Annotated in this window: 24 protein-coding genes; 7 read left to right on the forward strand and 17 right to left on the reverse strand. The window is 51.6% G+C overall.

Annotation, left to right across the window (positions count from 1 at the left end; all coding sequences use genetic code 11):
- Positions 1-156 precede the first annotated feature (156 nt).
- The 12 genes from A4S02_RS10450 to A4S02_RS10510 all read right to left on the reverse strand — a co-directional run bounded on the left by A4S02_RS10450 (position 157) and on the right by A4S02_RS10510 (position 11,659).
- Positions 157-2,751, reverse strand: coding sequence for an SGNH/GDSL hydrolase family protein (locus A4S02_RS10450; protein WP_070323721.1), 2,595 nt, complete (start codon positions 2,749-2,751; stop codon positions 157-159).
- A 45-nt stretch (positions 2,752-2,796) separates the two neighbouring features.
- A complete protein-coding gene (locus tag A4S02_RS15700; protein WP_157885546.1) occupies positions 2,797-3,117 on the reverse strand; it encodes a hypothetical protein in 321 nt (106 codons plus the stop codon).
- A 76-nt stretch (positions 3,118-3,193) separates the two neighbouring features.
- Positions 3,194-4,380, reverse strand: a protein-coding gene (locus A4S02_RS10460) for an IS3 family transposase (protein WP_099046895.1) whose coding sequence is annotated in 2 segments (ribosomal slippage) — positions 3,194-4,122 and positions 4,122-4,380 — 1,188 coding nt in all. Because the reading frame shifts where the segments join, the coding sequence is not laid out codon by codon here.
- Between the two features lie 441 nt (positions 4,381-4,821).
- On the reverse strand, positions 4,822-6,102 hold the full coding sequence (locus A4S02_RS10470) for a hypothetical protein (protein WP_070323724.1): 1,281 nt from the start codon (positions 6,100-6,102) through the stop codon (positions 4,822-4,824).
- Entirely contained in the window at positions 6,102-6,713 is a 612-nt protein-coding gene (locus A4S02_RS10475; protein WP_070323725.1) for a hypothetical protein, read from the reverse strand. Before A4S02_RS10475 ends, A4S02_RS10470 begins: the two co-directional genes overlap by 1 nt.
- Complete coding sequence (locus tag A4S02_RS10480) at positions 6,713-7,858, reverse strand: baseplate J/gp47 family protein (RefSeq protein ID WP_070323726.1); 1,146 nt, start codon at positions 7,856-7,858, stop codon at positions 6,713-6,715. Before A4S02_RS10480 ends, A4S02_RS10475 begins: the two co-directional genes overlap by 1 nt.
- Before the next feature lie 10 nt (positions 7,859-7,868).
- The gene (locus A4S02_RS10485; protein ID WP_070323727.1) at positions 7,869-8,228 is read right to left on the reverse strand and encodes a hypothetical protein; all 360 of its coding nucleotides are present in this window, start codon (positions 8,226-8,228) and stop codon (positions 7,869-7,871) included.
- Positions 8,225-8,875, reverse strand: coding sequence for a phage baseplate assembly protein V (locus A4S02_RS10490; protein WP_070323728.1), 651 nt, complete (start codon positions 8,873-8,875; stop codon positions 8,225-8,227). Before A4S02_RS10490 ends, A4S02_RS10485 begins: the two co-directional genes overlap by 4 nt.
- Positions 8,868-9,776: a hypothetical protein gene (locus tag A4S02_RS10495; protein WP_228142369.1), complete on the reverse strand. Its 909-nt coding sequence runs from the start codon at positions 9,774-9,776 to the stop codon at positions 8,868-8,870. Before A4S02_RS10495 ends, A4S02_RS10490 begins: the two co-directional genes overlap by 8 nt.
- A 283-nt stretch (positions 9,777-10,059) precedes the next feature.
- The gene (locus A4S02_RS10500; protein ID WP_019089485.1) at positions 10,060-10,269 is read right to left on the reverse strand and encodes a hypothetical protein; all 210 of its coding nucleotides are present in this window, start codon (positions 10,267-10,269) and stop codon (positions 10,060-10,062) included.
- On the reverse strand, positions 10,270-11,193 hold the full coding sequence (locus A4S02_RS10505; RefSeq protein WP_070323729.1) for a hypothetical protein: 924 nt from the start codon (positions 11,191-11,193) through the stop codon (positions 10,270-10,272). It lies immediately after the preceding gene.
- Between the two features lie 97 nt (positions 11,194-11,290).
- Positions 11,291-11,659, reverse strand: coding sequence for a hypothetical protein (locus A4S02_RS10510; RefSeq protein ID WP_228142370.1), 369 nt, complete (start codon positions 11,657-11,659; stop codon positions 11,291-11,293).
- Between the two features lie 339 nt (positions 11,660-11,998).
- Here A4S02_RS10510 and A4S02_RS10520 point away from each other — a divergent pair, with 339 nt between their 5' ends.
- The 3 genes from A4S02_RS10520 (at position 11,999) to A4S02_RS10525 (ending at position 14,245) form a co-directional block, all read left to right on the forward strand.
- Positions 11,999-13,384 (forward strand): IS1380-like element IS1380A family transposase, encoded by a 1,386-nt coding sequence (locus A4S02_RS10520; protein ID WP_070323243.1) that lies wholly within the window; start codon positions 11,999-12,001, stop codon positions 13,382-13,384.
- A 295-nt stretch (positions 13,385-13,679) separates the two neighbouring features.
- Positions 13,680-13,922, forward strand: a complete 243-nt coding sequence (locus tag A4S02_RS15270) for a type II toxin-antitoxin system RelE/ParE family toxin (protein ID WP_265733684.1) — start codon at positions 13,680-13,682, stop codon at positions 13,920-13,922.
- A complete protein-coding gene (locus A4S02_RS10525; RefSeq protein ID WP_228142371.1) occupies positions 13,919-14,245 on the forward strand; it encodes a helix-turn-helix domain-containing protein in 327 nt (108 codons plus the stop codon). Before A4S02_RS15270 ends, A4S02_RS10525 begins: the two co-directional genes overlap by 4 nt.
- A 51-nt stretch (positions 14,246-14,296) precedes the next feature.
- On the opposite strand, the gene A4S02_RS10530 is transcribed toward A4S02_RS10525, so the two are convergent.
- The 4 genes from A4S02_RS10530 to A4S02_RS10545 are packed head-to-tail and all read right to left on the reverse strand — an operon-like array spanning position 14,297 to position 15,883.
- Positions 14,297-14,488 (reverse strand): hypothetical protein, encoded by a 192-nt coding sequence (locus A4S02_RS10530; protein ID WP_070323733.1) that lies wholly within the window; start codon positions 14,486-14,488, stop codon positions 14,297-14,299.
- 50 nt (positions 14,489-14,538) lie between these two features.
- Entirely contained in the window at positions 14,539-15,342 is an 804-nt protein-coding gene (locus A4S02_RS10535; protein WP_070323734.1) for a phage antirepressor N-terminal domain-containing protein, read from the reverse strand.
- Positions 15,339-15,593, reverse strand: a complete 255-nt coding sequence (locus A4S02_RS10540; RefSeq protein WP_070323735.1) for a hypothetical protein — start codon at positions 15,591-15,593, stop codon at positions 15,339-15,341. The genes A4S02_RS10535 and A4S02_RS10540 overlap by 4 nt, the downstream gene beginning before the upstream one ends.
- 17 nt (positions 15,594-15,610) lie before the next feature.
- On the reverse strand, positions 15,611-15,883 hold the full coding sequence (locus A4S02_RS10545; RefSeq protein WP_070323736.1) for a hypothetical protein: 273 nt from the start codon (positions 15,881-15,883) through the stop codon (positions 15,611-15,613).
- A 108-nt stretch (positions 15,884-15,991) separates the two neighbouring features.
- Between A4S02_RS10545 and A4S02_RS10550 the strand changes: the two genes are divergently transcribed.
- The 4 genes from A4S02_RS10550 to A4S02_RS10565 are packed head-to-tail and all read left to right on the forward strand — an operon-like array spanning position 15,992 to position 17,757.
- On the forward strand, positions 15,992-16,552 hold the full coding sequence (locus A4S02_RS10550) for a hypothetical protein (protein WP_157885547.1): 561 nt from the start codon (positions 15,992-15,994) through the stop codon (positions 16,550-16,552).
- A 58-nt stretch (positions 16,553-16,610) separates the two neighbouring features.
- Positions 16,611-16,853, forward strand: a complete 243-nt coding sequence (locus A4S02_RS10555) for a hypothetical protein (RefSeq protein WP_070323738.1) — start codon at positions 16,611-16,613, stop codon at positions 16,851-16,853.
- Positions 16,850-17,173 carry a DUF3761 domain-containing protein gene (locus A4S02_RS10560; RefSeq protein ID WP_070323739.1) on the forward strand — a complete coding sequence of 108 codons (324 nt, stop codon included), beginning with the start codon at positions 16,850-16,852 and terminating at the stop codon, positions 17,171-17,173. The genes A4S02_RS10555 and A4S02_RS10560 overlap by 4 nt, the downstream gene beginning before the upstream one ends.
- A gap of 26 nt (positions 17,174-17,199) precedes the next feature.
- The gene (locus A4S02_RS10565) at positions 17,200-17,757 is read left to right on the forward strand and encodes a hypothetical protein (RefSeq protein WP_124307099.1); all 558 of its coding nucleotides are present in this window, start codon (positions 17,200-17,202) and stop codon (positions 17,755-17,757) included.
- Positions 17,758-17,941: 184 nt separating this feature from the next.
- On the opposite strand, the gene A4S02_RS10570 is transcribed toward A4S02_RS10565, so the two are convergent.
- Positions 17,942-19,081, reverse strand: a complete 1,140-nt coding sequence (locus A4S02_RS10570) for a hypothetical protein (RefSeq protein ID WP_070323740.1) — start codon at positions 19,079-19,081, stop codon at positions 17,942-17,944.
- Positions 19,082-19,120: the final 39 nt, after the last annotated feature.

Raw genomic sequence — 19,120 nt, forward strand, 5'->3', positions numbered from 1 at the left:
GACTCGGCTAATCCCGTGCCTGTTAAAAGATTGGGCCGTATCGGAATACAGCCCAATCTTTTGTAGGGTGGGGGCTAATAGCCCCCATTTGATTTCCGATAGCATTTGTTTATTCAGATTTTCTATGCGCTTCTGGCATCAGTTTTTAGAACCCGCTTATGTCCATGACGTATCAAACGCCACACGCCGCCATTTACCGTCCCGATAAATATAGAGATAATTATCGTCCAACCTGAACTCACCCTCAGTTCCTTCATCCGTGGAAGCCGTTGGAGCCGCAGTGGTCGGGTTGAGATAAACAGTTTTTGTCGTCCCGTTGATGGTAACGCCCAGAGAGTTGCACAGATTGGTTGTGGAGTTGAAAACGTGGGGCGTGTACCAATTAAAACTCAAAAAACTATCAGCGGTCATTGCAAAACCGTTAGAGCCTATAGAGCTATCCAGCGCACCGTTTTTATACCCCATCAGATATATACCGGCACTTCCTGAACCCGGCTGAATTGCGATATTCAGCCCACCGTTATCATACCATGCATTTGCACCGGATGCAGTTGTTGGTTTTCCAAGAATAAAATTGCCGTTTGTTCCTGCGACTGAAACCGTTTGTAGAACAGGGTTCTGCTCATAATTCCAGACACGCCAATCTTGGTCACGCACTGCACGCCACTGCGTATCCCGCATCCCTTGGCTATTCATATGGAACGCATTGGAACCGCCAATGAGCTGAACGTTTCCATCAACTTCGGAATACAGGTCGTAGCACGAAGTTGACGGCACATACCGATGCACGTCAGGCCCCGACTGAGAGCGATCACCCACGCAAATGCGGTGGAACTTGATATTTTTCCCGCCAATCCCAGACGCAGTAATTGAGTATTTCTGTGTCTGTAATGTGCGCGGGATTAGCACGTCACAGATTGTTGTCAGACCAGTCCCGTAATAGAATAGCGGGTATCCGGGCGTCCACGTTGGGTTGTTTGTGAACGGGGTAAATACGCGCATACGCACGCGTGCCCCTACAGCCTCCAAGCATAGGCGGAACGGGTTTGTCTGTGAAATATTGGTCGGAACAGGAATAGTCGTTGTGCGTTTTGTCGTATTGGGATTGATAATCCCATCACTATACGACCACGTTACAAACCCGCTGCTGTCGTTAAACCAGACGTAGAGGCCGATATCATAAACGGCTCCCCCAGTCAGAATAATACCGTCAGTTCCCGCAGGTTGCAGTGAAAACACCACCAAACCGGGAGCAGTATCAAAATCACAAACTATAGATGCATCAGTGCATTCGTCTGCATACGTTCCAGTTGCAGACGGAGCATGCGGCATTTCCCACTTGGCATTACTGTAGTTATCAGAAGATAGTGTCAGCCAGCTTTCGTAAGAAGGTAAAGAAGTTCCGGCGGCAGCAGGAACCATAGCCAGCGCCACGTCCTCTGGGTCGTAGCCATCACGCGCTACTGCAACGTAACGGTCAAAATCAATATATCCAAACCCGTTGGCCTGACAGTACGTTTTTAACCACCCAACTGACGCCTGAAACGCACGCTGCCACGCCTCGGTATAATATTGCAGTTCCGTTTCGCCTGCATCAACGTCGTTAGAATAGGACGGGCGATACGTGATGGCAAAAATAATATCAGGGACTTTTGCCTGTGATTCCCAGAAATTAACAGCAGCATAAACTTGGAATGGGTCAAAATTGGGAACATCATTTCCCATCCAGTGCAACACCACGACATCAGGATTTGCACGAGCGCATCGTGCTTGCCAAGACTCTCCGCTTTTTGGGTCAAGCCACGCTGGTGATGCATATGATGTGTCAGCAAAGTTGCCCCATGTTGTTCCACCGATGGCAAAATCTTGGTAATCAATCTCCACGCCGGGGTTGTCACGTTGCAGCATTTCCACAATCGCGTTGGGATATACTGAGATTTCGCACGGGTCGCTGGCTACGGCACCAATACTGTCACCAACATTAATAAATGTCAGCTTCCCGTTTTCGCGTGCAGCTTTTCCTGCCTGCTTCAGGTGTTCCGGACGCACGGTAGGCGAGAAATGATCTGGAGCAGAACCATACGCAGACCAGTGAACATAGTTTCCACGGTTATTAGTCTGCCCATTTACAACAGTTTTATCGTCCGTCACTGGGATGGAATGGTTTGCTGCACTGAGATCGTCAGATCCATCTAAAGCTAAATCAGTGCCAGCAGGAATAGTGATTTTTCCACGCCCCGCTTTATCTGCTGCGATAAACTGATCTGTAACAGTAGTGCCCGAAAAATCAGCAATGGATACAATATCAGCCTGCCGGTCAGACATTACGCGTGATGTCGTAGCACCTTTTGCGATACTGACCGTTTCTGACGCATCACCGCCCGCAGCCTGCACAGCACCTGCGGCCTGAGAAACGGCGTCACCCAGTGTATTGCCCGCATTCCCAACCGTTGCCGTCTCATCGAGCGGCAGCAGGGGCTTGAGCTTTGCGGGGGTAGCAGGTGTTGTGCCAGAAGCGGCGGTAGCGGGGGTGACGCCAAGAGCACTTTTCCCGTGTAAGATTAACTGAGAATCTTGATCAAGTGTAGCTACACCATTTGGTTTACCAATACTTGTTACCGCATCAGCAACATCGCTAAGCGGAACGGAAGTATCCCCAGCACCAATATTGCTTTGTGGGTCAATATTATCCGCTTTTACGGACGAAAAGTACGGACTCCCGTACGGCGTTGACGGAGTTGTGTCAGCCATTTGCGTTCGAGCTTTATGCTCGCCTCTATATGAAGATTTAGAGTTTTACGATTGAGCGGGCATAAGAACGCCACCATTACTGACATATTCATCAGTAATTGGGCGCGTCCATTGCATAATTACGCCGCCATTGCTTAGGTAATAAAATGGGATAGTAGATGATCCCACCATTAGCACTCCGCCGTTATTTACGACATCAGCAGGCAGAACACCGTTCAGTGCTGCGGCTATTTCTTCCAGTGTCATTCCGCCCGCTATTGCCTGGCCGATATCAAGCCCTGCAAACTGACCAGAGACAATTAATGGCGCAACAAGAGCCGCGAGTTGCCGAATAGAAACCGGCGTAAAAGTATCTGCGTCAGTCATAAGCCCTCGCATAAAATGAGGTGGTCTCGTCCGTTCGGACAGTTTTGCGGGCTTGATAAGCTATACCCGGTTGTTGTTATGCCGCCCTTCTGACGGCGTTGCTGTTGGCCATCTGGTCCGGGGTTAACCCCGGACCAGATGGCGTCGGCACGTCATGATACGCCTCATCGGGCGTACGTCCAGCCAGCGCCGTATGCGGACGCCTTTCGTTATAATGGGCGATCCATCTGCCAAGTCCGGCCCTCAGTTCTGATCCGGTCTCGAACGCGTGCAGGTAGACGCATTCATATTTCAGCGACCGCCACAGACGCTCGATGAACACGTTATCCAGCCATCGCCCACGCCCGTCCATACTGATGCGGATCTGACGCTCTTCCAGTATCCCGGTGAAACGGGGTGTCGTAAATTGCGACCCCTGGTCAGTATTGAAAATGTCCGGGGCGCCATAGCGCATGAGGGCATCCTGTAGCGCCTCGATACAGAACTCCACGTCCATCGTGTTCGACAGACGCCAGGACAGGACCTTGCGCGTGAACCAGTCCATGATCGCCACGAGATAGAGAAATCCCCGTTTCATGGGAATATATGTGATATCGGAACACCAGACCTGGTCAGGCCGATTGATGACCAGATTCCGCAGAAGATATGGATATTTCCGATGCTCCGGATGGGGCACGGTCGTGCGCGGCTTCTGGTAGATCGCCCGCAGGCCCATGATCGCCATGAGCCGCCGGACCCGCTTGCGGCCCACTTCATGTCCCAGGCGGCGCAGATGCCATGTCATCTGCCGTGAGCCATAATAGGGCGTTTCCAAGAACTGGGCGTCGATCAGTCGCATCAGCTCCAGATTGTCCTCGCTCTGTGGCACAGGCCGATAGTAGACGCCCGACCGGTTGAGTTGCAGCAGCGTGCATTGCCGGATTATCGGCAGACGCGCTCGCTTCGGGTCAATCATCTGCCGCCTCTGATCACGCCCAACCGAGCAGAGGCATCGCGTAAAAAATCCCGTTCCACGAGAAGTTCGCCTATCTTCGCGTGCAGTTTCTCCACGTCAGCTGGGCTGACCGGGGGCTCAGCCACCGTCTTCCCGGAAAAGGTCGCCGCCATCCCCTCGATCGCCTGCCGTTTCCACTGGGCGATCATCGTCTGATGTACCCCATGTTTCGAAGCCAGTTCCGCCAGCGTCAGTTCCCCACGGATCGCCTCCAGCGCAACCCGTGACTTGAACTCTGCCGCATACCGTTTCCGCGTAACCTTGCCCATAAAACCCGTCCTCGTTCAGGCCAGATGATAGCTTATCGCCCTGTCCGAAAAATGGGGACCACCTCTAAAAAAGCCGCGAGAAGCGGCCTTAAAATAAAAATAGGAAAGAAAAGCTTTAAGAGCCCTTTTGGAAAATCGTAATCTGACGCCAAATCAGCCTCACTGAGCGCACATATAGCATCAGGAAATAACGGATTTCCGTCATTCTCGTGTTAATGTAGAGGTCTCGTCCATACTTATTTCGGCGTCATCGGCCTTTTCCAAAAGGGCTCTAAGAAGCTGGCGTGTAAGTATCGCCAATATTCAAAGTATTATTCTGAATGATGGCCATACCATTTGGTGGCGTCCACGCGGATTCTCCGTCCCATAGAACTGCATTCACTACATACCCTATAGGTTGCGCCCCAGCCGCTATGATGCGGTAAACTATGTACCGCTCCATCATGCGTATTCCTCAATAATCACAACACCAGCAGAGCCAAGGCCGCCTGCATATCCTGACGTTGTATTAGAGCCGCCGCCCGCTCCGCCCGCGCCAAACCCTGACGCAGCAGTACCCGGCCCGTTATCGGTTGTGTAGGTGCCAGCCCCCCACCCTGACGGCGTTCCAATCCCCGGATATACTGTTCCATTAATGGCCCAACCGCCAGCGCCGCCCTGCCCCTGTTTCTGATAGACAACAGATAGAACTTTTGTGCTGTCATGAACGTATGCAGGTCCACCGCCAGCCTGCACACCAATACTAAGAGAAGTATTCCCCGTAGTTACGCCATAACCACCCTCATTCCCGCCTTGGCACTCTACTGCGGCACCAAACCATGAAGAGCCGCTTGTCGATTGAATATTCGTATTCGTGGATTCAGCGGAGGCCCCTACAGTGATTGACTGAGCAGAGCCGTCCGATACGTCGAACCAGAACTCAATTTCGCCGCCAGCACCACCTGAGCCGCCAGCCGAAACATGAGACGTGTCACTATTTGCCTGCGCATAACCGCCAGGGCCACCCGCACCGCACATCCGAACACGCGCCATACGCGCGCGATTGCTTGGGGTATACGTGCCGCTGCTCGTGAATTTCTGCGTCCCCAGATAACGGCCACGCTCTAGTTGCGGTACGGTCGGATAAAACGCTGTAAGGGCTTTAGTCGTGGCTCCAGCGGCAGTTGTTGCGCCAGCGGGAACTGTTACCGTGTAAAGAGGAACGATTGCACCGCCAGATGGTGATGCAGGCGCTTCGGCGGCCAGAACCAATTCCGCTTGCGCCAAACGGGTAACCGGTAAAGACGTGCCTGCATTTCCGGGTCCAGCCTGCGTCTGACTTGGATTATCCGCATTATAGAATGGCAGCACAGTTTCATCTGTATCCGCCTCAGAACACACAGCATATAACGTTGCTGTCTGCCCTGCTGTGAGGGTAATGCTTCCTCCAGCGCATCCGTAAACAACAAACTGCGCGGATGTATCAGCAGAAATACCACCCCCATTCCCGCCGAAAGCTGCTTCATCAATGGCGCCAGAAGATGCCACGACACCAGAGCCTACAGCAATGGTCAGCGCAGAAGCAGATGGCGTAACAGAAAAACCGAAAGCCGCAGAAACTGTAGAAAAATCTCCATAAAGAAGATTTAACGCCTGCCCCAATGCAGTTTTCAGATTGCGTTCACCCCACAACAAATCTGCATCAAGCGGAATCTGCCCTTGATAAACAATCCTGCGCTGCATCAGTTTTCAACCTTCACCCACGCCGTAACACCTTCGGCGCGCACATTATTGATTGCGGCGTAAATTGCCGCCACGGACGCTGCATTGCCCGGCTTTGTCGTCACGAAAAACTGGCCTCCATTCAGGCCACCGTAATATAGTCCCGCCACACCATACCCGTAGCCACCGCCGGCGGCTGGCGTTGCTGTTGAACCAAGTCCCTTGCAATCGCTGGCGCTCGTGGGCTCAACCACGATAGGCGTTTGCCCCGTCAGATCCTGCAATGCTTCCGTAATGGCTGTGCGGGTATTCTTCTGAGCAACAAGTGCTTCTTGGATGCGCTTTCTATAAGCTGCGTCTGTCTCTCCAGAGGCACGAGGCAACGCATCGCCAAAGAAATCGTAGGCAATCATATCCAGAAAAGAGCCTGTGGCCGTGGCCAGACGCATCTGAAAATTAACCTGCCCGAACAGGTCATAAACCCATGACAGAATATTCCCGATGCCCTGCAAAACACCATTCAGAACAGGCGCTTTTTCACTCTGGTTTGCTGCTGGAGGATCTGGGAACCAGCCGAATGGAAGGAGTTGCCGAACACGGCGGGCAAAATCGTTCTGATCTCCCGTAGCCATTAGCTGCCTGCCTCAACAACCGTCACCGCAACGGAACCTGCCCGGATCACCTGTTTGGTAGCGGCTGCTAGATCCGATTGCGCGCCGTTCAACAGCACATTCGTGATGGAAACAATATCCACCCCGGCATTGTTGTAAGCCACCACAGGAAGGCGGCTGTATGCGTAACCAGCCCCTACTTTCTGGGCATCAATGTCTGCCGTAATCGCGTTCTGGATATTGGTTTGAACAGTAGCTGTATCTGTTCCGGCAGCCACGGTTACCGTCATGCTGACAGTTGCCAGAAGCTCTATCGGCCCAATAACAGCAAACCCAACACCTTCCGCTTTAACTGCATCAATCGCCGTGTACACAGATGCCAGAAGATCAGCAGATGGCGTGCCTGTGCCATCATCGACAACAACCGTAAAATATCCCGGCCGGAATGTGCCATCTGGCGCTTCGCAGTTGATGATCTCGTAAGTGAGATTGGTCTGCACGCCAGCAATAGCATTTTCGATGGCTGCATTGCTGGCTGTAGCTTTTGCCGCCAGCCAATCAGGAAAGCGAGCCTTTAATTGTGCGTCTGTCTCTCCATCGGAGCCATTCACAAGCGCTACTGCATTCGTAACGGTATCAATACCGGCAATGCTGGTTCCAAGAAGGCAGATGGCGCCAGCGGCAACATTACCAGTTGAGCCAGAAACCTGACATTCAACGGGTACAGTAATAGATCCCGTTCCCGCTGGCCGCACATAAGCACCAGTTGCGGCAGACCATGCCGGATTGCTCGTATCTTCCGTCACGGTATAATTCACGCCAGCAACAGTGCGAACAAGAACGCCAACCGCCACAGATGCCGACTGCTGATCTGGCTGGAATGAGGTGAGTGTCACCTCACCCGTAGCAGCAGTACCCGGCATGCGGGACATACCAAAATCAGCCACCCAGCTATCCGCGTCAGTGCCATTGGATGTGGCCAACCTTGAACGCGAAAGGATAAGCAGCGCAATATATTGCAGCCATAGACCTGTGCCCGACACAGATTCCATAATTGCCCGCAGCGGCGTACCCACAGCCATATCCAGCAATGAGGCGCACGCACCCTGCGTTGCCGCCACTGACTGAGCAACAAGCGCGGCATACGTTCTTAAAGGAAGCGACATGAATGTTCCGTCAGGTCAGCGTCAGGGCCTGCACGCTGTTTGTTTGAGCATCAGTATAAGAAATTAGGCAGGAGAAGCCGCTATTTCCGTTATCGGTTAGCGTCACAGCCACGGGCTGCGTTTGATCAATTCCGGCCTCTAAAGCGCATTGGGAGCGGATAAGCGCGTAAAGCTCTGCTTCCGTGATGATCTGGCCGATCTTCTGGGGCAATCCGGCACCATAGTCAGGCTGCCAGATATACCCAGTTTGTGGTGTCATAAGCCGCCTGAGCAAGCGTTGCCGTACACCATCATGATTGCTGGCAATCCGAAGCGCTCCAGACGCATCAACCTGCAGATCACCACCCCATTCGTAGGAAAGGCAGCTCATCCAACGGGCGCTCCCGTATCCTCACCCTTATTGCCGTTGCTGTGAACATGACCGATGAAGCTGATGCTTCCCGCCTTCACATCCTTGTCGGTGGTGATATTCCCGCCAGTGACCTCAAAGCCAGAAGCCGAAAGCGTGGCTGTAACGCCTCCCGCTTTCCACTGGTGCTGGCCATCCTTTATGGTGGCTGTTGTATCGCCTCCCACACCCGAATAAAGCGTATCCCGCGTAACGTGCATCCATGGGGCAGCTTGTGCAACCTCACCTCTTTCGCGGCTTTTTTCGTCCACAGGAGGCGCACCACATCCAGCCATCAGCAGATATTCCCCCGGCTGGGCCACCTTTCCTGTTGCTGGCGATACTGGAGGCGGCATCACGGTGCAAAACACAGGCGCGGCCACAACAGAATGTTCAGGGTCGCCGCAAACCGGCAGCAAATGCACCTGTGTGCCTACATTCGGCGGGCAGGAAATGCACAGGTCTCCAACCTGCACAGCGGCGAATGGCAACCAGCCCGTTTCAACCCCGCCTGGCATCACCTTGACCTTTACGTCATGTGTAACCGGATCAACCGCTGAGATTAGACCGTTTTCTTGCTGCCCATAGGTGCCGCCAGCGGCGAACGCCATTGGTCTGCTATCAATCATATTCCTGCGTCTCGTCCTGCGTCACATCGCGGTTGCGCAATGTGACATTCTGCCGAAAGCCAGTGCCCTCGCCGTAAGATGTCGTCACCGCATCCACCGCGTGCGTTCCGTCCCATGTGGAATTTGTACCCGCCAGAGACATGAAATGACGCGGCTCTAGGCTGATCATTCCCGGCGCTTCGTAAGAAATTACACGCTCATGCGCGACAATCTCATGGTAAAGCTGCTCAGCGCGCGCCTGCACTTCATCCATACGCAAACCCGGAAACTGGAAACTATGCAGGTTCCCGACTTCTGAAGCCTTGCGCGCAGAGCCACCATCGGGGCCGAAATACCATTCCACCTTAGTGCGCTGACGACTGTCCCAAGACAGCACATGCACCATCACACCTTTGGCAATCTGATAATCGCGTCTGAGCGTAAGGCTTTCACAATCCGCCCGTATTGCTGCGCCCACTCCGCTGTCCACATACGCCATCTTATGAACAACAGCGCCATCAGACGAAGGCGAAAGCATGGGCCGACACACAAGCGTTGTGCCGTCCACATACAGATCAGCCTGTGAACTGTTGGCGATATACCGCGCCAGATCAAAGGCACTGCGGAAGCGGTTGCCACTTACACCAGAATGGCGCTTATGTTCCGTCTGACGGAATTGTCCCTGCATGCCGCCCGTAATCGACACGTTCGCAGCCAGCCCTGCCCGCGCAGCCATATCCTTGAGAATTTCTGGCCCGGTCATGTTCATCCAAGCGGCCAGAACACGCATGTCTAAAATCCGGGCCAGATAATCCCGACATTCAATGTCCAGCGTGGCCAAGGTCGGTTCATAGGAAACCGTTGTTACCAGACCCTGAAATATTGTTGTCCACTGCGCACCACCCAAGGCGGCATCCTGCATTTGCAGTGTGATGTCGATTTCCGGCCCCGGTTTGCCGCTGGCTGCGTCTGCCTGGTCAAACCATCCTGCGCTACTGCAGTTCTAGCTGAAGCCAAAAGCTGTCGGTCCACGGCAAACGTCAGCGTCAAGGTATCTGCACGGGAATACCGCGTTCTCATCAGGGAGAACTGTTTTACCTGCGTTTCCTGCCTGATTTTTCCGTCAATCAGAACCCGGCAGCGTGGCGCACGACACCAATTAGCGGCGCTGGAGCCAACAACGGTAACGGCCTGTGTAATGTCGCTCATGATGTATAATCAGGAATGCCCGCATTCTGGGTCTGATCAGGTGTAGGCAGCGTAAGCGTTACAGGCATGGTGAAAGGTGAAAGATCAGGATCCGTCAGCCCGTTCAGTTGCGCAATCCGCCACCATTGTGTGGCATCACCCAATTCACGGCAGGCCACATGGTATAAAGTTCCATCTGCCGCACTTACTTTAACAGTGTTCGCCATCTATGCTGCTGCCGATACAAGTTGCCAACTCTCGCTGCTGTCTCCAGCAGTCAAAGTGTTGGCATAGCCGCGGTTAACCAAAGCGCCACTATCAACAGCGGCACTTTGCAAACCTGCATTGGCCGTAAGTGCCGAAAGGCTAGAGCCATTCTGGATAGAAATTCCCGAAATATTTGCACCAGCTTGCGAAATGGTGGTCATTAGGTTGACCCCAGAGGCTTTTAAGCCCGTCACGATTGATGCCACATTATCGGGCGCAGAGGCGAGATTGATGCCCGCGCCTGATAACCCCTGCACCATGGTCAACTTATCACTCACAGATGCCAAGGCGCTACCCGCTCCAACCATATTCGCCAACGGGAAAACCTGCCCAATCACAGCCTGACCTTGCGCGGAAATATTGGAAAGAGCCTGAGCTCCATCACTTAATGCACTCGTAACGTCAGAAAGGGCACTGGCCGCATCATCCCCAATCAGCGATGAGAGCGCAGACGTTGATGTGCTGGTAGAAGTAACAGAAGTAGACTGGCGTTCTAACTGAATACGATATGGAATAATCGCGCCCTTAAGCGAATAATCAAAGGCGTATTCAGCAATAATAACCGTTTCATTGATGCCCGGACCCGTGAACGAAACCGGCTGCCCTGCATCGCGCATCTGGGACAGAAGTTGCGCACGCGCCAACGCATTTGGTCCAGTAAACCGCGCATTCCATGAAAACCGCGCTGGATCGTTTCCTAAGCGGTCAACAATCTTGGTGCCGCCGGGCAACCAATGCACTTCCAGCCCCTGCTGGCCACCATTGGTCAGAACATCAGGAATTTCCATGCCATACAAAGGCACGCTGCCCAGAGTAACAGGCGCAGTTGTCCCGTAACGTCCAATAGAGCCAATGACGTTTTCAATACTGAGCAGGCTGACCATGGCGCTAACAAAAAAGGCCGCTCCATGCGGAACGGCCTAATTACAAAACGGGCGATGATAGAGAAAGAATGGCATAAACCTCGCTAGGGTACAAGCCCTATTGCACGACGCCCTGATTTGAGAACACAGGCCATTTCTGCAACGGCTGCGCGGAAGTGCGCGGCACAAAGGGCCTATGCTTCACGTTGATGTCAGGATCTTCCGCCATCTGCTGCAATTCTGGATCAGAGCGCAGATCTAGCAGTAAGGCCTTGGCCGTGAAAACGGAATGCGTAGCAAGGTTCTCAACGCGCCCACATACACTTGCCGCCATATCAAAACTGAACTGTTCGCGGGCATTGGGCGCGCTCATCACCCGGCGCATGCAGCGTGCATCCGTCTCTCCCCAATCACGCCCGTATGGGGTGCCTGGATGAGAGCAGGCTGCGAGGGCTAGTATGGGGATTATGAGAGTTAAACGGCGCATGCAGCAATATACCAAATTTCAGGCATGACGACAGGAAGCAATGGCATTGCTTTAGAATCTCATGTTTTGGGAGATTGTACAAGGGTTGTGGCGACGTGTAGGCAAGCTCATAAATGATAGAAAAATTACCTCTCTCAAATTGTTCACTTGATAAACGCACCTTAAAAGGTACATACAAAAAAGAGGGTGGCATAAGGAGGCTCAAGGATGCATCAGAGCCAAATGAAAGCGCCCAAAAGAATCGACGCGGAAATCTCACAGAAGGGTTGTACATCGAGTTAGATTATGAAAAAGTCTATTTTGTGTAAAAGAAATTTTCGTAAGCTATAAGAAAACCCGATGCAGACAGAGTGTAGCGCAGGCGCGTATGAATTTCCAGCCTCCTGTGGACGGCGTGTTGTAGCCCGTTTTGACGGGGGTCGCATGAGTTCGGATGGGGGCGTCATTCTGGTGAAGCAGGCTGATGACATTCTGGGGCTCAGCCGCCGCTTTGCTGCCTGTTTTCGCGATAAGCGGCATCCCGGCTTTGTGGAATACCGGGTTGAAGACCTTGTCCGTCAGCGGATCATGGGCCTGGCACTGGGCTATGAAGACCTTAATGACCATGACGCTTTACGTCATGATCCTGTCATGGGTCTGGTATCGGGACGTCTGTCAGGAAGCCGGGCCAACTGTGCGGCACTGGCAGGAAAATCCACGCTGAACCGGTTGGAGCGCAGTGGGCACAAGGCAGATCGTTACTGCCGCATCATTGCTGATCATGAGGCCCTGGCTACCCTGTTCGTCACGCTCTTCCTTGACCAGCATGAGCACGCACCCGCCCGGATCGTTCTGGATGTGGATGCCACCGATGACCGTATCCATGGCCATCAGGAAGGCCGCGCCTTTCATGGATATTACGGCCATAACTGCTATCTTCCCCTGTATGTCTTCTGCGGGGACCATCTCCTCAGCGCTACCCTGCGCACGGCAGACAGGGACCCGGGGAAGGAAGCACTGGCAGACATCCGCCGGATCGTGGAGCAGATCAGGAGCCGCTGGCCCCGGGTGCGTATCCTGGTGCGTGGGGACAGCGGTTTCGCCCGGGACAGTCTGATGACATGGTGCGAAGACAACCACGTTGACTTCCTGTTCGGGCTTGCAGGCAACACCCGCCTGTATGACCGGATTGCCTCTTTGTCCGCTGAGGTTCGTGACGAAGCCGCCACGACAGGCAGAGCTGCGCGCGGTTTCGCCTCCTTTGACTGGATCACAAAGGACAGCTGGACGCGCCGCAGGCGGGTCGTGGCCAAGGCCGAATGGCGCCACGGCAACCGCTATCATCGCTTTATTGTCACCACGCTACCGCAGGGAATGTCCGACCCCCGCCATCTCTACGAACAGATTTACTGCGCACGCGGGGATATGGAAAACCGCATCAAGGAATGCCAGATGGATCTGTTCTCAGACAGGACCTCGTCCCACACCATCCGGGCCAACCAGCTCCGGCTGTGGTTCTCGGCCGCAGCCTATGTCCTGCTGACCGCTCTGCAAAGACTGGCCCTTGGCCAGACCAGCCTGGAGACGGCGACCTGTGGCACCATACGCGCACGACTGCTCAAAATCGCGACACGTGTAACGCTCAGCGTCCGTCGGATTGTCCTGTCCATGCCGGACATGTTCCCCTGTCAGCATGAATTCGCCCTCGCTCATGCACGATTGCGAAGGCTCCGGCAGGCCATCTGAAGAAACAGACAGTGCACAGACCACATAGCTTCCACCAACACTGCCTTCTCAGGCCGTGACACCCTCACTGCGTTCAGAACCCGCCGCCAGAAGCAGAATATCGTCAATATTCCAGATCGGGCTCCTGTGGGATGACTGAATTCTACAAAATGACCCGAAATTGCCTCAAGTGTGAGAAATCCGCGTCGAGGCCGTCTTCTATGCGACGGCTAATGGAAGGCAACCCGTCAGAGAATTCTTAATCTCTGTAAACCCGAAGGAGGACAGGCAGAAAATAAACGCAGACATTCGCACCGTGGAGTATGGATGGCCCATTGGAATGCCAACCTGCAGGCCACTAAAAAACGGTATTTGCGAAGTAAGAACTCACCTTACAAACCGGATAGCAAGAATCTTATTCTACATAGATTCACGATCCAAAATGGTTTTGCTGTCTGGCTTTATAAAGAAAACGGAAGCAACGCCTGATGTCGAGCTCAAAACGGCTGAATGCCGCCAAAAAGCTCACATAGAGGCGCTCAAAAAAGGAAAAGCATGATGGAACGAGAAGTTGCAAATCTACAAAATGAGAGCAGCTTCGAGGACTTCCTGATTGAAGACGGAAGCCTTGATGATACTGATGCCATCGCACTCAAGCGCGTCATCGCATGGCAGCTCTCTGATAAGATGAAAAGTGGCGGAGTTACCAAAACCGCCATGGCGAAATCTATGACTACAAGCAGAACTCAAATTGACCGTCTTTTAGATCCGGAAAATCCTAAGGTTCAACTAGATACATTGCAAAAAGCAGCGCACGTTCTTGGTCTTAAGCTGAACTTAAGACTAGAGCCTGTTGATGAATGCGAATGTGCACACTCTTAGTATCTAATACTTCAATTCTCCTAAAAAAGGCGGCCCGCAGGCCGCCTCCCCTCAAGCCAAAGCCTTCCGCCCCACACCAGCCCGCTCTTCTTCCTCAAGATCGTGCCAGAGTTGCATGATTGCTCGCGCCGCCTTCCTTAAAGCCTGCTTACCTTTCTCTGGCTCACCGCCATATCTCTTTCTGTATTCTGGGAATGCTTGAGGTACATTGATTATGGCGTTGGCAATTTGCTGTTCACTCATTCTCACACCAGCGTTGCCACCCTCGAAAGGGTGGCTGGCCTTTATGGCGCTTACGCTGGTGTTTGGTGAAAAGGGGATGGCGCGGGCTCCAAACTCATTTCCTTCTGGTCTTTAACAGTCTTAGGCAAAAGGTGACGGCCCGCGCCAACGCCAAAATAGGCGTTTGCTACAACCTCATGGAAGCTGCGCTTACCTTCTTCCGCCGTGTAACTGATAACGTAACCCATCTTTATAGAAAGCCGCGTCAGAGCGTTTGACACAATTTGAGATAATCCCCTGCGCCGTTTGGTAACGCCATAATGCTGTAACCAACCCTTAGCTGTGCGATGGTTTACAACCGCCACGCCAACGGGACGAACAGCAAGAACCCCATCAACCTTCTGCATCAATTCGTCCAGCTTTGCGCTAATGGGTGTCAACGCTTTATTGACGACACCCTTTGCTATACCCCCGGCCTCTTTGGCAGTCAGATGATTACCTGCGGCAATGGCCTTCCCGAAGAAGTGGTTGAAAGCCACATCTGCCAGTTCTGTCTGATAGATAATGACTGCCTTGCGGACGCCTTCATTCTTGATCCGATCTGGGTGTATGGTAGCCAGCCAGAAATTAAGGCGATTGAGAGCAAGGAATGTATGCTCACGCTCTTGGTTATCTCCAGCAAGCTGCGCCTCCTTAACGGTGGTGCAGGTCGAAAGCACTGGGTGCGACTGTATCTTTTTCCTTTGACCTTCCCAGCTTAACCCCATTCCCTCAACAATGGGCTTCATCGCCACCAGAGTATTCTCAGGACGATCACCAGCAATCGCGATGAGCTTCGAGCCGTGAAAGTCGATGGTCGTGAGTTGCTTGCTCATGCCGCATCTCCTTCGCCAATCAGGGCGCGCAGATGGTCTGCAATCCTTGTGCAAATATTTGATTTATGATGATGAATGACTGCCAATTCATGCTTGGAAACGTCCTTCCAATCATTTGACCGGCAAAGTCGTTCCACCTCATCAATGTAAATAAACCCATTCGCTACTGCATATTCGTCGCAGATTTCAATGGCCTTACGAATACCTGGAATCATTGCAGGAGTAATGCCCGCTGTGATAATAGAATTCATATCAGTGTTTTCCTTATTCACTGTTTAGAAGCAGCAGGCGTCTGATTGGCGTTAGGGCCTGCTGCTTTCTTTTGTTCGAGCGCAAACTTAATCAAATAACGAATGGTAGCTGTTCTGCTTTCCATTCCATTTGGCACTCCCCATTCATCAATGGCCTCTACCTCTGCCGTGGGGAGAACCGTAACTAGGCGTGTCTTCGGCTCTTTCTGCCTAGCCTCTTTGTAAATATCGAAGGCCCTCTCTCGTGAGGACACGTAGTTAGACATCTTTGCACCTACGTTAATGTTCATGCACATATTGTGCAGTGCTTTTATTCCACGATTCTCATTATCGGTGCAAGCGTAATTTGCAATGATTTTTCAGTGCGTGTAATTTTTAATCAGTATCGGAGATTCGGAATGACCACTGAGCGCAAACGTAAACGACCGCAGAAGTCGGAGAGCCTAACTATCAGGCTTGATCCCAAGATGCGCTTTGCTTTGGAATTCGTGGCGCGTCTTAAAGGACAAACCATCACAAAGGTTATTGAACGCTCTGTTATGGATGCTGCCGACCGATCCTATATTGAAGATGAAAATCACAACATTGAAGCGAACTGGCTGTCTTATTGGGATGTCAACGAGGGGGTTCGCGCCATAAAACTTGCCTTAGACCAGAGAACTCATCCTACCTTTGAAGATGAGGAGATGCTTGATTTTGTAAAAACGCATTGGAATTTTTTCTCTGCGTCTCCTGATCTATTAAAATTGCGTCGGCAAAATATTGAGGTGCTTTGGCCCTCAATGCCTCAACTTCTTGACTTGTGGCGTGAAACGAAAACATCAGATAGGCACGCTGTAGACCATGTGATGCTACAGTTGCTTGAGAGCGCCGGACTTCACAAAGAAGACTGGTCCATCCCATCTGAACCCGAAAAAAGAACGTATTCCTCAGAACTAGACGAAGAAATCCCCTTCTAGACCCAGACTCCCCAACCCCTCCCCCGTACGGGCAAACTCTACGGGAAGGGAGATTCGGATGAGTGACCAATTAGAACAAATCGGGCTAGATTACGGAGACAATGTTCGCTCCAAAACACACCCCGAATGGGGAATATTATTCGTTCACGATTATGAAGGCGGGCTTTTAACGGGCAACTGGATCAGCACTCACGGCGTACCCGAAGACCGGCCTAAAGGCATCGCATTAGACGATATGGAATACCTGTCCAGTCCTGTTGGCCCGGTGCAGCGCTATTCTGACTTCGAGGGCCAAAAATGAACGTGCTGAAAAAGCTGTTACTGGCGGCTTTTGCCGCCTTCTCTTTCATTAACCCAGCTCTCGCATTTGATCCATCGACATATCAAGACCAGCAGACACAAACTGCGCCATACCAATACCAAAAGCCCGATGAAAACCAGCTAGAAGAACACCGCCACTACAGAAACGTAGACGGTCGCACGATCCATTCCCCTGCGCACACTCGCAACGAGCAAGCCCCATCAGGAGCCACAGCAAAGTGCGGCGATGGCACGTTCAGCTTTAGCCAGCACCATCGGGGTACTTGTTCACGGCATGGGGGTGTGGTGAGTTGGTTGTAAGATATTCTCTTTAGACTTGGTGTATAATGCGCAAATTCTACATTTTACTCTTTTTGGGTTTATTTTCCCCTTGTGCGGCAGCTTTTGCTCAAGATGCAAACACTCCTCTGCTTACGAGTTGGGGAGTCACATTTTCAGAAAATGCCGCGCCAAACTGCGCTGTGACGACATCTATCGACCAGCCAACTTTCGCCGCTCATGTTCAGGATATGGTTGATGCTGATATTTTTAGCAAAAAAGTCAGCCCGACATTAGGAAATGTCGCCCCTCATTACCTTATGAATATTTTTGAGGCGGAAACTGCTCCTTACATCGTGAAAGGATTCTTTGACAGAAATCCTACAATTGATCAGTGTACGTTTGTTTTTCAGTATGTAAATCCAGATGATTACGGGAATAATGCTACCTATCCAATGGTATCATTTGATTTCACCCGCGCCCTTTACCAAAAAGTGAACTGGCCGCGCTTTAATGAAGATAACTTACGGAAGATTGCGCCCAACTTTAAAGGAGACGCGCATTTCGGAGCGCTACTTAACGATGAAACATTTCCGGCCCTGATGATGTTAAAGAGCAACGAATAAATATCATCCACATTCTATTGATGGCACGATTACCTCAATGATTTCTGCTCGTTGTGGAGAAATCATTGAGATTTGTAATTCGATTCACCAGCGCCGCTTGCCTGCTCTCAACGAAAGCTCATCTGCCCCGGAAAGGATTTGACCACCATAGGAGACCAAACGATCAAACTCAGGTAAAGAACGCCTAATCTTTAATAGACATCCCCGCTTTTTCTGCCGCTAAACGCATAGCGCTTGTTATATCTAATTTTGGGTTTGCGTGACACTGAGCAAGGAACCCTATTAAAAGGCGAGGATAATCATTTCCAATTGTGTCAGCATCTATATGCGCAGAAAACATCAATGTCCCTAAAAACACATTATTATGGCTTGTGTCGGCGGGCGATAAATTTTTGTGCATATCTATGAATTTGATAAAGCTTTCGCATGAATCCGAAGGTGAAATGTCCGATACAATCAGATTGCGTGCGTTAAAGTTAATCGGTGGCCGACGCTTTTCGTCCGGCAAAATATAAGAAAAATCTCCAGACCTAATGCATCCACGAACCAAATCTGTGCCGTTGTCGCTTTGCAAACAAGCTTCAGCATTATTTACATCGTTTTTATTCTCAATGGCAGTTATGCCAATGCGTTTCCCATCAATGGAATCCTGAGATAGCATATAAGTGCTTTTAGATTGATATTGCCATGATGAGGGCAAATGGTAGCGGTTGACCACAAATTTTCTTGCCGCCTCTTCATGCTTTTTATTTAACCGCTCCAAAGCATCATCAGATAACCCTGTAGGGATGGCCTCAGCTAGTTCGTTAACATACTCGTCATATACCATGAGAGGCCAAGGCGCGATTTCCGTGGCAGGGAAAACATCAAATCCGCTCCCTACCCGCTCTCCTTCTGGCTGTAGATCAAAATAAGCATCTGCAAGATTTTTATATTCTGTAGGAGACCTATCCCCCCATGGATTATTTAAGAAAATCCTTACTTTCCCAGTAACGGCACCATTTTTTGCTGCTAAACGCGCAAGGTAAGCCGCTGTAGCTGCCCAGTCCTCCATGCGCCCACCATCTTCAATCATAACCGAAATTTGGGCGTCAGGAACGCTGGGATTCGTATAGTTACGTACTGCTTCAATAATCGTAAATGGCAAAACATTACCTGAAAAAACAAGCGGTCTCCCCTCTGTTTGCGGAGCCACTTGCTCGTTTTGGGGGCGTCCAAGCGAACTGGCGTGTTCATTTTTGTATTGATTATAAAAATAGAGACTGCCGACTGTAGTAATTGCAACTGCGGCAATTACCGTCCTCCACATAGATTTATCGTCCATATTACGCTCTTTTTTTTGCGTTCAAAGGACACTAATACC

The sequence above is a fragment of the Acetobacter ascendens genome, from assembly GCF_001766235.1.
In the GTDB taxonomy this organism is placed as follows: Bacteria; Pseudomonadota; Alphaproteobacteria; order Acetobacterales; family Acetobacteraceae; genus Acetobacter; species Acetobacter ascendens.